General features: G+C 70.7%; 9 protein-coding genes and 1 tRNA gene. 9 read left to right on the top strand and 1 reads right to left on the bottom strand.

Translation table 11 applies throughout. The annotated features are described in order from the left end of the window. Positions 1-102 precede the first annotated feature (102 nt). The 7 genes from CCO04_RS15880 to pyk all read left to right on the top strand — a co-directional run bounded on the left by CCO04_RS15880 (position 103) and on the right by pyk (position 12,108). Entirely contained in the window at positions 103-1,395 is a 1,293-nt protein-coding gene (locus CCO04_RS15880) for a substrate-binding domain-containing protein (RefSeq protein WP_215815111.1), read from the top strand. Positions 1,396-1,424: 29 nt separating this feature from the next. Beyond that, the gene (locus CCO04_RS15875) at positions 1,425-2,033 is read left to right on the top strand and encodes a hypothetical protein (RefSeq protein WP_215815110.1); all 609 of its coding nucleotides are present in this window, start codon (positions 1,425-1,427) and stop codon (positions 2,031-2,033) included. 34 nt (positions 2,034-2,067) lie between these two features. Beyond that, positions 2,068-3,270: an Ig-like domain-containing protein gene (locus CCO04_RS15870; RefSeq protein ID WP_215815109.1), complete on the top strand. Its 1,203-nt coding sequence runs from the start codon at positions 2,068-2,070 to the stop codon at positions 3,268-3,270. 115 nt (positions 3,271-3,385) lie between these two features. Then, complete coding sequence (locus CCO04_RS15865; RefSeq protein ID WP_215815628.1) at positions 3,386-4,207, top strand: phosphate ABC transporter ATP-binding protein; 822 nt, start codon at positions 3,386-3,388, stop codon at positions 4,205-4,207. A 222-nt stretch (positions 4,208-4,429) separates the two neighbouring features. Continuing rightward, positions 4,430-9,004, top strand: a complete 4,575-nt coding sequence (gltB, locus tag CCO04_RS15860) for a glutamate synthase large subunit (RefSeq protein WP_215815108.1) — start codon at positions 4,430-4,432, stop codon at positions 9,002-9,004. Positions 9,005-9,066: 62 nt separating this feature from the next. Then, complete coding sequence (locus CCO04_RS15855; RefSeq protein ID WP_215815107.1) at positions 9,067-10,536, top strand: glutamate synthase subunit beta; 1,470 nt, start codon at positions 9,067-9,069, stop codon at positions 10,534-10,536. A 108-nt stretch (positions 10,537-10,644) separates the two neighbouring features. After that, complete coding sequence (pyk, locus tag CCO04_RS15850; RefSeq protein WP_215815106.1) at positions 10,645-12,108, top strand: pyruvate kinase; 1,464 nt, start codon at positions 10,645-10,647, stop codon at positions 12,106-12,108. A 14-nt stretch (positions 12,109-12,122) separates the two neighbouring features. Here pyk and CCO04_RS15845 read toward each other — a convergent pair. Next, positions 12,123-12,195, bottom strand: a tRNA-Leu gene (locus tag CCO04_RS15845). A 73-nt stretch (positions 12,196-12,268) separates the two neighbouring features. Between CCO04_RS15845 and CCO04_RS15840 the strand changes: the two genes are divergently transcribed. Together CCO04_RS15840 and CCO04_RS15835 are read left to right on the top strand one after the other, a co-directional pair. Continuing rightward, positions 12,269-12,898, top strand: coding sequence for an ANTAR domain-containing response regulator (locus tag CCO04_RS15840; RefSeq protein WP_215815105.1), 630 nt, complete (start codon positions 12,269-12,271; stop codon positions 12,896-12,898). A gap of 298 nt (positions 12,899-13,196) precedes the next feature. Continuing rightward, positions 13,197-14,279, top strand: a complete 1,083-nt coding sequence (locus tag CCO04_RS15835; protein ID WP_215815104.1) for a branched-chain amino acid ABC transporter substrate-binding protein — start codon at positions 13,197-13,199, stop codon at positions 14,277-14,279. Positions 14,280-14,305: the final 26 nt, after the last annotated feature.

The raw sequence follows: 14,305 nt of genomic DNA, 5'->3' as shown, positions 1-14,305 counted from the left end.
TCTCGGATCCCGAGATCCGGGCCGGTCGCCGAGGGCCGTGGCCCTAACGTCCTCGGCACGCTCGGGAGTATCTCTACTGGATTACTACAGATAGGTAGCACGATGCTTTCTCGTCGGAAGACCGCTTCCGTGGCGTTCGTCGGCCTGGTCACCACGGCCGGGCTCACGCTCTCGCTCACGCCGGCCCAGGCCGATCCCGCCCCGCAGCCCCACGACGTCGTCGCGACGGGGTCGGACATCATCCAGAACTCGTTCAACTTCCTCGCCGACGGCTACCACGAGCTGCCCGGCTACAACACCGCCGGCAACCGCTACCGGTTCGTCAACTTCGACTCCTCGGGCGACGCCCAGGGCCGCAGCGCCTACACCGACCCGCGCCAGCTGCCGACGATCACCGGCAACGGCACCATCGGCGAGAACGGCGTGAAGTACATCAAGCAGGGCGACGTCAAGCTGCTCAACCCGACCGTCGGCCTGCGCGCCGGCCAGGACCTCGTGGTCCGGCCGACCGGCGGTGGCGGCGGTGGCCGTGACGCGATCATCAACGACGACCAGGGCTGGATCGACGTGGGCCGCAGCCCCGACCCGCTCAACGCCGATCACCAGACGCAGATCCAGAACAAGCAGGGCACCAAGCTCTACCGCGTCCAGATCGCGACCGACCGCCAGCTGATCGCGACCGCGACGACCACCAACGCGCCCTCGACGCTCAGCGCCGAGGCGATCCTCAAGATCTACACCGGGCAGTGGACGACCTGGGGCCAGATCCCCGGCTACGACGGTCCCGCGCCGTCCGAGACGATCGTCCCGCTCACGCTGCCCTCCGACGCCGGCATGTGGAACACGTTCCTCGCCAACGTCAAGCGGCAGAATCCCGGCAACGGCACCTTCGACGGGCGCGGCAACCCCAACTCGTTCAACGTCCAGCAGAACGACCCGACGGCGATCGTGAACCTGCCCGAGGCCCAGCGCAAGAACGCCATCGTGCCGTTCCCGCGCGGTCGCTACCGGACGCTCAACAAGGGCTACTACACGCAGACCTTCGACGGGCAGAAGACCAACAACTACAACACCGAGACCGGCCACCGCACCGCCGCCGACGCGAGCGGCATCAAGCTCCTCGACGGCAGCAGCACCGCGGACAACAACACGCCGGCCGCCCCCTACGGCGGCAACTTCGCCTACAACGCGCTGGTCCGCGAGTCCGACCTGACCTCGAACGAGCCGTGGCAGCCGGGCTCCACGCTCAACTGGGTGGAGGCGCTGTTCTACAACCCCGACGGGCCGCTGCCGTTCGTGCGCACCCCCGCCGGTGAGGCCCTGCTCGAGGCGGCCGGCGTCACGCCGGACTACCACGTGTACGGCACCGACAACGCCGAGATCGCCGTCGACTGATCCCCTCGGGGACCCAGGAACCCACTGTCATGGCCACGATCACCCTGCCCCGCTCGCGGGCCCGGCTCGGCCTCGGCGTGCTCGCCGTCGCCCTGGCCGTCGTCGCCGGCGTCCTCGTCTGGCGGCTCACCGCCCAGCCCGAGGCGCCGTACGCCGACCCGGCGTCGACCGGCGCGCTCACCCTCTGCTCCGCACGCGGCGAGGCGGTGTCCGGCGGCAAGACCGCTGACCGCCCGTTCGCCGGGTTCGTGCTGGGGGAGAGCGCGCTGCCCGACGGCGCCGACCCGACCGGTGCGGTGGCGACGCTCTACGCCTACCAGCCCCGCGAGGGGGTCTCGCCGGCCGAGTTCAGCGGGACGGCGATCACCGCCGCGACGCCGTACGCCGACCCGGCGCGGCCCGCGGCCGCGGTGACCGACCAGGCGTGGTCCCTCGGTGACTTCGTCACCGCCTTCCCGGCCGGCTTCGACGGCTACGTCCAGCTGCGGCTCGTGCTCGGCACGCCAGCGCTCGGCACCGTGCCCGACCACTACGACACCGCCGACATCAAGGTCGACGGCGACACGTGGGAGCTGGTCCGGGGCGGGCACGCGTCGTGCCGGGACGCCGCCGAGGCCGTCACGACCGGTGGTTCCTGACCCCGACGGGTCAGCACAGACCTAGGAGACAAGCATGAAGACCAACCACACGAAGAGGTGGAGCGCCGTCATCGCCCTGGCGCTGGCCGCCTCCGGCGTCGGCGGCCTCGCCGTCGCGGCGCCGACCTTCACCGGCGATCCGACCACCCTGGCCTGGTACAGCGCCGGCCAGGCCGGCGTCGACGACCCGGCGCGCAGCGACGTCGCCCTCCACCTGTACGACGGCGCCGGCGCCCCGGTCACCTCGGGCACCGTCACCGGCGGCCTGCCCGCGTTCGCGGCCGCCGACAGTGCCGTGCGCGCCGACGACACCCACGCCTCGCTGTTCGTCCACGCCGCCCAGTCGGGCAGCGCGGCCGGCGCGTGGCCGGGCGTCCAGGCCACCGGCACCGACCGCTACACCGGCGCCGGCGCGGTCACCGCGCCCGCGCCGCTGGTCGGGCGACCCTACGTCCGCACCGCCGGCGGCTACGGCCTCGCCGACCTCACTGCGAGCTTCGCGGCGGCGGGGCAGGGGACCTTCGTCGCCGTCTACGAGCTGCGCCTGCGCACGAGCTCGGCGACCAAGGGCGTGGCGGACCGCTACGCCTCGGCGTTCGTCAAGGTCACCGGCAACGACTGGAGCATCGTCGCGGGGCCCGAGGCCGGGGGACCGGTCGCGACCCAGACGTCGGCCACGGCGCCGGCCACGTCGTCGTACGGGAAGGCGTTCACGGTGCGTGCGACCGTCACCGGCGTCACCGCCGCGGGCGGCACCGTCACGGTCAAGAAGGGCGCGACGGTGCTGGCCACCAAGGCGCTCGACGCCGACGGCGTGATCGACATCCCGGTCGGGGGCCTCGTGCTCGCGCCCGGCACGCACGCGCTCACCGTCGCCTTCGGCGGCACCGCCGCCGCACAGCCCAGCCAGGGCAGCCGCAGCATCAAGGTCGTCGCCGCGACGTCGACGACCAAGGGCAAGCTCGCCGCGGCGAAGATCAAGAAGACCAAGGCGCCCAAGATCACCGCCCAGGTGACCGCCCCCGGCGTCCCGGCCGCCGCGCTGACCGGCAGCTTCACCGTCTACGACGGCAGCAAGGCGATCAAGAAGGTCACGCTCGCCGCCGCCAACGGCGGCAAGCTCACCATCACGCTGCCCAAGCGCAAGAAGGGGACCCACAAGATCAAGGTCGTCTTCAGCGGCAACGCCAAGGTCGCCACGAGCACCAGCCCCGGCTACAAGCTGGTCGTGAAGTAGCAGCGCAGCACCCCGCCGGTGCCGGGGAGCGGCCGCTCCCCGGCGCCGGCGCCCCGTACGAAGGAGAGCCACCGTGTCCGATTCCACGCTCGTCATCCCGGCCGTCCGCGAGGACCTGCCGCCCCCGCCGCCCCCTCCGGGACCGCCCGGCGCGCAGGCACGTCCGGGCCGGCTGGAGGCGGACGCCGTCTCGGCGTGGTTCGGCCAGCGCAAGGTCCTCGACCGGGTCTCGATCGACATCCCCTCCGGGCAGGTGACCGCGCTCATCGGCCCTTCCGGCTGCGGCAAGTCGACCTTCCTGCGGATCCTCAACCGGATGCACGAGCTGGTCCCCGGCGCGGCGCTGGCGGGGGAGGTGCGCCTCGACGGCGAGGACATCTACGACCCCGACCGGCGCCTGACCGACGCGCGCCGCGCGATCGGCATGGTCTTCCAGAAGCCGAACCCGTTCCCGGCCATGTCGATCCAGGACAACGTGCTCGCCGGGCTGAGCCTGGTCGGCTCGCGGCTGCGCAAGTCCGAGCGCGAGGACCTGGTCGAGGAGTCGCTGACCCGGGCCGGGCTGTGGCTCGAGGTCCGCGACCGGCTCCGCCAGCCCGGCTCGGCGCTCTCCGGCGGCCAGCAGCAGCGGCTGTGCATCGCCCGCTCGCTCGCGGTCCGCCCGCGCGTGCTGCTGATGGACGAGCCCTGCTCGGCCCTCGACCCGACCTCGACGCGGGTCGTGGAGGAGACGATCCGCGAGATCGGGAGCCAGGTGACGATCGTGATCGTCACCCACAACATGCAGCAGGCGGCGCGGGTCTCCGACCGCTGCGCCTTCTTCCTGGCCGCCCACGGCACGCCGGGCGTGATCGTGGAGCAGGGGCCCACCTCGGTGATCTTCGACGACCCGCAGGACCCGCGCACCGCCGACTACGTCAACGGGCGATTCGGCTGAGCCAAGGCCGGTCCGCCGATGATTCTTCGGGCCTGGTGCGGGATGTGACAGAAGATGCGTCCATGAGGGACGACGATTGAACACACAGCGTTGACGCGGTGGTAACCTGAGAGCTCCGCCGCGTGGGCCAGTGCCGTCCCTTGCGCCCCACCTTCTGTTGCACCGACTCGCTCACCTCCGGGTGGCGACGACGTGGCAGACGTAGTCGACGGGAGAACCCCTGTGCCCTCTTCGCACGCGTTCCCGCCGCCGGAGGGTCTCTACGACCCGCGACACGAGCACGACGCCTGTGGCGTCGCCTTCGTTGCGACCCTGACCGGTGAGGCCAGCCACGACATCGTGGTGAAGGCCCTGACGGCCCTCCGCAACCTGGACCACCGCGGTGCCGCGGGGGCCGAGCCCAACTCCGGCGATGGTGCCGGAATCCTCCTGCAGGTGCCCGACGCCTTCCTGCGCGCGGTCACGGCGGAGGCGGGGCTGACCCTGCCCGCCGCCGGGACCTACGCCGTCGGTACGGCGTTCCTGCCCGGCGACGAGGAGCAGGTCGCCAAGACCCGCGGCCGGATCGAGGAGATCGCCGCCGAGGAGGGCCTCACGGTCCTCGGCTGGCGCGAGGTCCCGGTCACGCCGGACATCCTGGGCACGATGGCCCGCAGCGTCATGCCGACGTTCAGCCAGGTCTTCGTCCGGGCCAACCCGTTCGGCGCCGAGCCGGTCACCGGGATGGACCTGGAGCGCCTGGCGTTCTGCCTGCGCAAGCGCGCCGAGCGCGAGACCGACGTGTACTTCCCGTCGCTCTCCTCGCGCACGCTGGCCTACAAGGGCATGCTGACCACCGACCAGCTCGACAACTTCTACCCCGACCTGGTCGACGAGCGGATGGCCTCGGCCATCGGCGTGGTCCACTCGCGGTTCTCGACGAACACGTTCCCGAGCTGGCCGCTGTCCCACCCGTTCCGGTTCATCGCCCACAACGGCGAGATCAACACGGTCATGGGCAACCGCAACTGGATGCGGGCGCGCGAGGCGCTGCTCGCCTCCGACGCGATCCCCGGCGACCTCGACCGGCTGTTCCCGATCTGCACCCCGGGCGCGTCCGACTCGGCGTCCTTCGACGAGGTCCTCGAGCTGCTGCACATGGGCGGGCGCAGCCTGCCCCACGCGGTGCTGATGATGATCCCCGAGGCGTGGGAGAACCACGCCGAGATGCCCGCGCTGCGGCGCGACTTCTACCGCTTCCACTCCACGATGATGGAGCCCTGGGACGGTCCGGCGTGCGTCGTCTTCACCGACGGCACCCAGATCGGCGCGGTCCTCGACCGCAACGGCCTGCGCCCGGCCCGCTACTGGGTCACCGAGGACGGTCTCGTCGTCCTCGCCTCCGAGGTCGGCGTGCTCGACCTCGACCCGGCCACGGTCGTCCGCAAGGGCCGCCTCCAGCCGGGCCGGATGTTCCTGGTCGACACCGAGGAGCACCGGATCATCGAGGACGAGGAGGTCAAGGACCAGCTCGCCGCCGAGAACCCCTACGGCGAGTGGCTCCACGGCGGCCTGATCCAGCTCGACGACATCGAGGACCGTGAGCACATCGTGCACACGCACGCCTCGGTCACCCGCCGCCAGCAGATCTTCGGCTACACCGAGGAGGAGCTGCGGGTCATCCTCACGCCGATGGCCAACACCGGCGGCGAGGCGCTCGGCTCGATGGGCACCGACACGCCCATCGCGGCGCTGAGCGAGAAGCCGCGGCTGCTGTTCGACTACTTCAGCCAGCTCTTCGCCCAGGTCACCAACCCGCCGCTGGACGCCATCCGCGAGGAGCTCGTCACCTCGCTCTACGGCTCCATCGGACCGGAGTCCAACCTGCTCGAGCCGACCCCGGCCTCGTGTCGCCAGATCGTGCTGCCGTTCCCGGTCATCGACAACGACGACCTGGCCAAGATCCGCCACATCAACCGCGAGGGCGACCACCCGGGCTTCATCACCCACGTCTCCCGCGGCCTGTACGACGTCCACGGCGGCGGCGCCGCGATGGCGGCCCGCATCGACGAGATCTGCGCCGAGGTCTCGGCCGCGATCGCCGACGGTGCGCGCATCATCGTGCTCTCCGACCGGCACTCGACGGCCGACCTCGCGCCGATCCCGTCGCTGCTGCTGACCGGCGCGGTCCACCACCACCTGGTACGCGAGAAGACCCGCACCCAGGTCGGCCTCCTCATCGAGGCCGGCGACGTCCGCGAGGTGCACCACGTGGCGCTCCTCGTCGGTTACGGCGCGGCGGCGGTCAACCCGTACCTCGCCATGGAGACCGTCGAGGACCTGGCGCGCGAGGGCTACTACGTCAAGGCCGAGCCCGAGCAGGCCGTCAAGAACCTGATCAAGGCGCTCGGCAAGGGCGTGGTGAAGGTGATGTCCAAGATCGGTGTCAGCACCGTGGCGTCCTACACCGGCGCCCAGATCTTCGAGTGCATCGGTCTGTCCCAGACGGTCGTCGACAAGTACTTCACCGGCACCACCTCCAAGCTGGGCGGCATCGAGCTCGACGTCATCGCCCAGGAGGTCGCCGCCCGGCACGCCAAGGCCTACCCGCCGGCCGGCATCGCGCCCGCGCACCGCGAGCTCGAGATCGGTGGCGAGTACCAGTGGCGCCGCGAGGGCGAGCCGCACCTGTTCAACCCCGAGACGGTGTTCCGGCTCCAGCACTCCACGCGGACCGGTCGCTACGACATCTTCAAGCAGTACACGGCGGCGGTGGACGAGCAGTCCGAGAAGCTGATGACGCTGCGCGGGCTGTTCCGGTTCAAGGACGCCGGGGACTTCGGCCGCGCGCCGATCTCCATCGACGAGGTCGAGCCGGTCTCGGCGATCGTCAAGCGCTTCTCCACCGGCGCGATGTCCTACGGCTCGATCTCCCGCGAGGCGCACGAGACGCTGGCCATCGCCATGAACCGGCTGGGCGCCAAGTCCAACACCGGTGAGGGTGGTGAGGACGCCGACCGTCTCCACGACCCCGAGCGGCGCAGCTCGATCAAGCAGGTCGCCTCGGGTCGCTTCGGCGTCACCTCGGAGTACCTCACCAACGCCGACGACATCCAGATCAAGATGGCCCAGGGCGCCAAGCCCGGTGAGGGCGGCCAGCTGCCCGGCAACAAGGTCTACCCCTGGGTGGCCAAGACCCGGCACTCCACGCCGGGCGTGGGCCTGATCAGCCCGCCGCCGCACCACGACATCTACTCGATCGAGGACCTGGCTCAGCTGATCCACGACCTCAAGAACGCCAACCCGTCGGCCCGCGTCCACGTGAAGCTGGTCTCCGAGGTCGGTGTCGGCACGGTCGCCGCGGGTGTCTCCAAGGCCCACGCGGACGTCGTCCTGGTGTCGGGTCACGACGGTGGCACGGGCGCGTCCCCGCTGACCTCGCTCAAGCACGCCGGCGGTCCCTGGGAGCTCGGCCTGGCCGAGACCCAGCAGACCCTGCTGCTCAACGGCCTGCGCGACCGGATCGTCGTCCAGACCGACGGTCAGCTCAAGACCGGCCGCGACGTCGTCATCGCCGCGCTGCTCGGTGCCGAGGAGTTCGGCTTCGCCACGGCTCCGCTGGTGGTCTCGGGCTGCATCCTGATGCGGGTCTGCCACCTCGACACCTGCCCGGTGGGCGTGGCCACGCAGAACCCGGCCCTGCGCTCGCGGTTCAGCGGCAAGGCCGAGTACGTCGTAAACTTCTTCGAGTTCATCGCCGAGGAGGTCCGCGAGCTGCTCGCCGAGCTCGGTTTCCGCTCGATCGAGGAGGCCGTGGGCCAGGTCCAGGCGCTCGACACCGTCGAGGCCGTCGGCCACTGGAAGGCCAAGGGTCTCGACCTGGCGCCGATCCTGCACCAGGTCGACATCGCGGGCACGCACTTCCCCGACCAGGACGTGCGCAACACCGGCACCCAGGACCACGGCCTGGACAAGTCGCTCGACGTCACCGAGATCCTGCCGCTCGCGGCCTCGGCGATCGAGACCGGCGAGCCGGTCCGGGCCCAGCTGGCCATCCGCAACGTCAACCGCACCGTCGGCACGATCCTGGGCCACCACGTCACCAAGAAGCACGGTGGTGCGGGCCTGCCCGACGGCACGATCGACCTGACGTTCGTCGGCTCCGCGGGTCAGTCCCTCGGCGCCTTCGTGCCCCGGGGCGTCACGCTGCGGCTCGAGGGCGATGCCAACGACTACGTCGGCAAGGGCCTGTCCGGCGGCCGGATCGCGATCCGCCCCGACCGGGCGGCGACGTTCCGCGCCGACGAGCACATCATCGCCGGCAACACCATCGCCTACGGCGCGACCTCGGGTGAGATCTTCATCCGCGGCGGCGTGGGGGAGCGGTGCTGCGTGCGCAACTCCGGCGCGACCGTCGTCACCGAGGGTGTCGGCGACCACGGCTGCGAGTACATGACCGGCGGACGCGTCGTCGTCCTCGGCAAGACCGGCCGCAACTTCGCGGCCGGTATGTCCGGTGGCATCGCGTGGGTGCTCGACCTCAAGGACTTCCGGGTCAACGGCGAGCTCGTCGACCTCCGTCCGGTCAGCGCCGACTACGCCGCCGAGCTCGAGAGCATCGTGCGCAAGCACTTCGAGGAGACCGGTTCCGAGGTCGCCGAGGAGCTGCTGGCCGACTGGGAGGCCGCACTGCCGCGGTTCACCGAGGTCATGCCGCGCGACTACGCGAAGGTCCTGGCGGTCCAGGCCCAGGCGGAGGCCGACGGCCTCGACGCCGAGGCTGCCGCCAACAAGGTGATGGAGGTCCTTCATGGCTGACGTCCGAAGCGACAATGGCTTCTCCCGCGAAGGTCGTCAGGCCGTGAAGAAGGGAGCGCAGGATGGCTGACCCGAAGGGATTCCTGAAGAACACCCGCGAGGTCGCCGGACGTCGTCCGGTCGAGGAGCGGGTGGGCGACTGGGACGAGGTCTACCCGGGAGGGATCGGCCGCGCGCTGCTCCCGATCATCAACGTCCAGGCCAGCCGCTGCATGGACTGCGGCATCCCGTTCTGCCACCAGGGCTGCCCGCTGGGCAACATCATCCCGGAGTGGAACGACCTGGTCTGGCGTGACGACTGGGAGGGCGCGATCGAGCGCCTGCACGCGACCAACAACTTCCCGGAGTTCACCGGTCGCCTCTGCCCGGCCCCGTGCGAGACCGCCTGCGTGCTGGGGATCAACCAGCCCGCGGTGACGATCAAGAACATCGAGGTCTCGATCATCGACAAGGCCTACGACTCGGGCTTCGTGCGGCCGCAGCCGCCGGAGTGGCTGACCGGCAAGACCGTGGCCGTCGTCGGCTCCGGTCCGGCCGGCCTGGCCGCCGCCCAGCAGCTCACCCGCGCCGGTCACACGGTCGCGGTCTACGAGCGGGCCGACCAGCCCGGTGGCCTGCTGCGCTACGGCATCCCCGAGTTCAAGATGGAGAAGAAGCACCTCGAGCGGCGTCTGGAGCAGATGCGCCGCGAGGGGACCGTCTTCCGCTCCGGCGTCACCGTCGGCGAGGGCAAGCTCAACGGCCAGGCCCTCAAGGACCGCTACGACGCGGTGGTGCTCGCCATCGGCTCGACCGTGCCGCGCGACCTGCCGGTGCCCGGGCGCGAGCTCAACGGCATCCACCAGGCGATGGACTTCCTGCCGCAGGCCAACCGGGTGGCGCTCGGCGAGGAGGTCGAGGGCCAGATCCGCGCCGACGGCAAGCACGTCGTCATCATCGGTGGCGGTGACACCGGCGCCGACTGCCTCGGCACCTCGATCCGCCAGGGCGCGGCCTCGATCACGCAGCTGGAGATCATGCCCCAGCCGACCGAGGACCGTCCGAACGGGCAGCCGTGGCCGACGTACCCGATGATCTACCGGGTCTCCTCGGCCCACGAGGAGGGCGGCGAGCGGGTCTACGCCGTCTCGACCAAGGAGTTCCTCGGCGACGACGACGGCAACGTCCGCGCGCTGCGGCTGGTCGAGGTCGCCTTCGAGGGCGGCAAGCTCGTCGAGCACGAGGGCACCGAGCGGGAGATCCCGGCCGAGCTGGTCCTGTTCGCGATGGGCTTCGTCGGTCCCGAGCAGCCCGGCGTGGTCGAGCAGCTCGGCCTCGACCTGGACGAGCGCGGCAACATCAAGCGCGACAACGACTACGCGACCAACGTCGAGGGCGTCTTCACCGCCGGCGACGCGGGCCGCGGCCAGTCGCTGATCGTGTGGGCGATCGCCGAGGGACGGGCCGCCGCCGCCGCGGTGGACACCTACCTGACCGGCAGCACCCAGCTGCCCGCGCCCATCCCGCCGACCGCGCGTCCGCTGGTGGTCTGAGACCCAGGTCACCGACCGAGCACCGCAACCCCGCATCGGCGCAGGCTTCATCCGGAGTTTGCGCCGATGCGGCGTTTTCGGCGGACGTGTCACCGATAGGGTTGGATCGTGCGAAGAGCAAAGATCGTGTGCACCCTGGGTCCGGCCACCAGCTCGGAGCGTCGGATCCGTGAGTTGGTCTATGCCGGCATGGACCTCGCTCGCCTCAACATGAGCCACGGCACCCACGAGCAGCACGCCGAGGCCTACCGCCTCGTGCGCGAGGCCTCCGACGCCGCCGGTCGCGGGGTCGGCGTGCTCGCCGACCTCCAGGGCCCCAAGATCCGGCTCGAGACCTTCTCGGCCGGCCCGGCCACGCTGACCCGCGGTCGGCGCTGGACGATCACCACCCGCGACGTCGACGGCAACGACGAGATCAGCGGGACGACGTACAAGGGGCTGCCGGGCGACGTCGCCCCCGGCGACCCGATCCTCATCGACGACGGCAAGGTCCGCCTGCGCGTCGTCGAGGTCACCGACACCGACGTGGTCACCGAGGTGCTCGTCGGCGGCAAGGTGAGCAACCACAAGGGCATCAACCTGCCCGGCGTGGCCGTCTCCGTGCCCGCGCTCTCCGACAAGGACACCGCCGACCTGCGCTTCGCGCTGCGCCTCGGCGTCGACTTCATCGCCCTCAGCTTCGTGCGCAACGCCGCCGACGCCGAGGACGTGCGGGTGATCATGCGCGAGGAGGGCGTCATGCTCCCCGTCATCGCCAAGATCGAGAAGCCCCAGGCCATCGAGAACCTCGACGAGGTCGTCGCGGCGTTCGACGCGTTCATGGTCGCCCGCGGCGACCTCGGCGTCGAGTGCCCCCTCGAGGAGGTGCCCTTCTTGCAGAAGAAGGTCATCGTCGCCGCCCGCCGCAACGCCAAGCCCGTCATCGTGGCCACCCAGATGCTCGAGTCGATGGTCGCCAACCCCGCGCCCACCCGCGCCGAGGCCAGCGACGTCGCCAACGCCGTCCTCGACGGCGCCGACGCCGTCATGCTCTCCGGCGAGACCAGCGTCGGCGAGCACCCGGTCCACACCGTCGAGACGATGGCCCGGATCATCTCCGCCACCGAGGCCCACGCCCTCGTCGACGACACCTTCAGCCGCTTCGGCCGCATCGAGTGGGACCCCCACACCACCTCCGGCGTCATCACCAAGGCCGCCGAGGAGGTCGCCCAGCGCGTCGGCGCCAAGTACGTCGTCGCCTTCACCCAGTCCGGCGACTCCGCGCGCCGCATCGCCCGGCTGCGCAGCCCCATCCCCGTCCTCGCCTTCACCCCCGAGGCCCGGGTGCGCTCCCAGCTCGCCGTCAGCTGGGGCGTCGAGGCCTTCAAGACCCTGCCCGTCGAGCACACCGACGAGATGGTCCGCCAGGTCGACGAGGAGCTGCTCAAGATCGGCCGGGTCAAGGAGGGCGACCGCGTCGTCATCATCGCCGGCAGCCCGCCGGGGATCCCCGGCTCGACCAACGCGCTGCGGGTGCACCGGATGGGCGACGCCATCAATGAGGTCGCGCCGGCGTACCGGCGGCGGGGCTGAGCGACCTGCTCGCGTGCCCCGGGTGGGATTCGAACCCACACTGGATGGTGTTTGAGACCACTGCCTCTGCCGTTGGGCTACCGGGGCGGAAAGCGCCGCGGGCAACCGTAGCCGAGACGCACCGTGCGCCCCACACCGCCCGGCCCGATAACCTGACGCCGTGACCGAGAGCGCCGAGACCGCCCCGACCGCGCAGCCGACGCCCCGCACCGTGGTGATCGCCGAGGACGAGACCCTCATCCGGATGGACCTCGCCGAGATGCTCGTCGAGGAGGGCTACGACGTCGTCGGCCAGGCCGGTGACGGCCAGCGGGCCATCGAGCTGGCCGAGGAGCTGCGCCCCGACCTGGTCATCCTCGACGTCAAGATGCCGGTCCTCGACGGCATCGCCGCCGCCGAGGCCATCGCCAGCCGGCGCATCGCCCCGGTCGTGATGCTGACGGCGTTCTCCCAGCGCGACCTGGTCGAGCGGGCCCGCGAGGCCGGCGCGATGTCGTACCTGGTCAAGCCGTTCTCGCAGAGCGACCTCGTGCCCGCCATCGAGATGGCGCTGAGCCGGTTCGCCGAGATCGTCCAGCTCGAGAGCGAGGTCACCGACCTCAAGGAGCGCCTGGCCACCCGCAAGGCCGTCGACCGGGCCAAGGGGATCCTCCAGGAGGAGCTGTCCCTGAGCGAGTCCGAGGCGTTCCGCTGGATCCAGAAGACCGCGATGGACCTGCGCATGTCGATGCGCGAGGTCGCCGAGGGCGTGGTGACCCACGGCGTGCCCGGGCAGAGCGCCCAGGGCTGACCCCCTCCGGCCGGATCTCCGGCCCTCTCCGCCCCGGCTGACATCACGTTGCGTCGGGGTGACGTCGCGCCGCAAATCATCCTATGTTCGCGTCGCTCAGGTAACAGATTCGTCATGATTTGTGATCTGGACCACCTTGTTGCTTCCAACGGGCGGTGCCGCCGGTGTAGGTTCCCGCGGCAGAACAACTCTGGGGGCAGCCCGCGGCTGCCCGTCGGCTCGACTAGGAAGCGGGACTGTCTTGAGGCGAAACAAGGTATTCGGCATCGGCGCTGCAGCGCTGGCTCTCGGGTTGGCCATGACGGCTTGTGGGACGACCAAGGAGGACGGCAAGGGCGGCGGCAGCGACGCGGCCTGCGACCTGAAGCTCGCCTTCTTCGGCCCCGAGACCGGCGACGCCGCCGGCCTCGGAAAGCCGATCATCCAGGGCGCCAAGCTCGCGGTCGACCAGTACAACGCCGACGCCGACTGCAAGGTCGAGCTGGTGAAGTACGACTCGCAGGGCAGCCCGGACGCCGCGCCGGGTCTGGCGCGCGACGTGGCCGGAGACGAGAGCATCATCGGTGTGGTGGGTCCCGCCTTCTCGGGTGAGTCCGCCGCTGCCGGCCCGATCTTCGCCGACGTGGGCGTGCCGACGATCACGCCGTCGGCGACCAACCCGACGCTCGCCGACAACGGCTGGGACACCTTCCACCGGGCGCTCGGCAACGACGCGACGCAGGGTCCGGCCGCTGCGCGCTACATCAAGGACACGCTCAAGGCCTCCTCGGTCTTCGTGATCGACGACGCCTCCGAGTACGGCGCCGGCCTGGCCGGCATCGTCGAGAAGGACCTCGGCGACGCGGTCAAGGGCACCGACACCATCCAGCAGAAGCAGACCGACTTCTCGGCCACGGTCACCAAGGTGACCTCGGCGAAGCCGGACGCCGTCTTCTTCGGTGGCTACTACGCCGAGGCGACGCTGCTCATCGGTCAGCTGCGCGACGGCGGTTGGGACGGCACGTTCGTCGTGGCCGACGGTGTGAAGGACCCGGCCTTCCTCGACGCGAAGGCCGCTGCCGAGGGCACCATCATCACCTGCCCCTGCATCCCGGACACCGACCCGGCCGTGGCGCAGTTCGCCAAGGACTACGAGGCGGAGTTCGGCGAGGCGCCGGGCACCTACGCCGCCGAGTCGTACGACGCCGCGAACATCTTCCTCGACGGCATCGGTGACGGCATCGACACCCGCGCGGACATGCTCAAGTTCGTCAACGACTACGACAAGAAGGGCATCACCAAGCAGCTGAAGTTCGACGACAAGGGCGAGCCGGCCGACGTGCACGTGTACGCGTACACGGTCAAGGACGGCGCCATCGTCCCCGAGGGCGAGATCAAGTGATCGAGCGCTGATTCGTCCGACATGAC

The sequence above is a fragment of the Pimelobacter sp. 30-1 genome (assembly GCF_018831735.1).
GTDB lineage: Bacteria > Actinomycetota > Actinomycetes > Propionibacteriales > Nocardioidaceae > Nocardioides.
This window is presented reverse-complemented; position numbering and strand designations above follow the sequence as displayed.

What these genes read in the sequence shown, in the direction of transcription:
- CCO04_RS15880 (WP_215815111.1), top strand. Translation starts at nt 103, where the DNA reads ATGCTTTCTCGTCGGAAGACCGCTTCCGTGGCGTTCGTCGGCCTGGTC.
- CCO04_RS15875 (WP_215815110.1), top strand. Translation starts at nt 1,425, where the DNA reads ATGGCCACGATCACCCTGCCCCGCTCGCGGGCCCGGCTCGGCCTCGGC.
- CCO04_RS15870 (WP_215815109.1), top strand. Translation starts at nt 2,068, where the DNA reads ATGAAGACCAACCACACGAAGAGGTGGAGCGCCGTCATCGCCCTGGCG.
- CCO04_RS15855 (WP_215815107.1), top strand. Translation starts at nt 9,067, where the DNA reads ATGGCTGACCCGAAGGGATTCCTGAAGAACACCCGCGAGGTCGCCGGA.
- CCO04_RS15835 (WP_215815104.1), top strand. Translation starts at nt 13,197, where the DNA reads ATGACGGCTTGTGGGACGACCAAGGAGGACGGCAAGGGCGGCGGCAGC.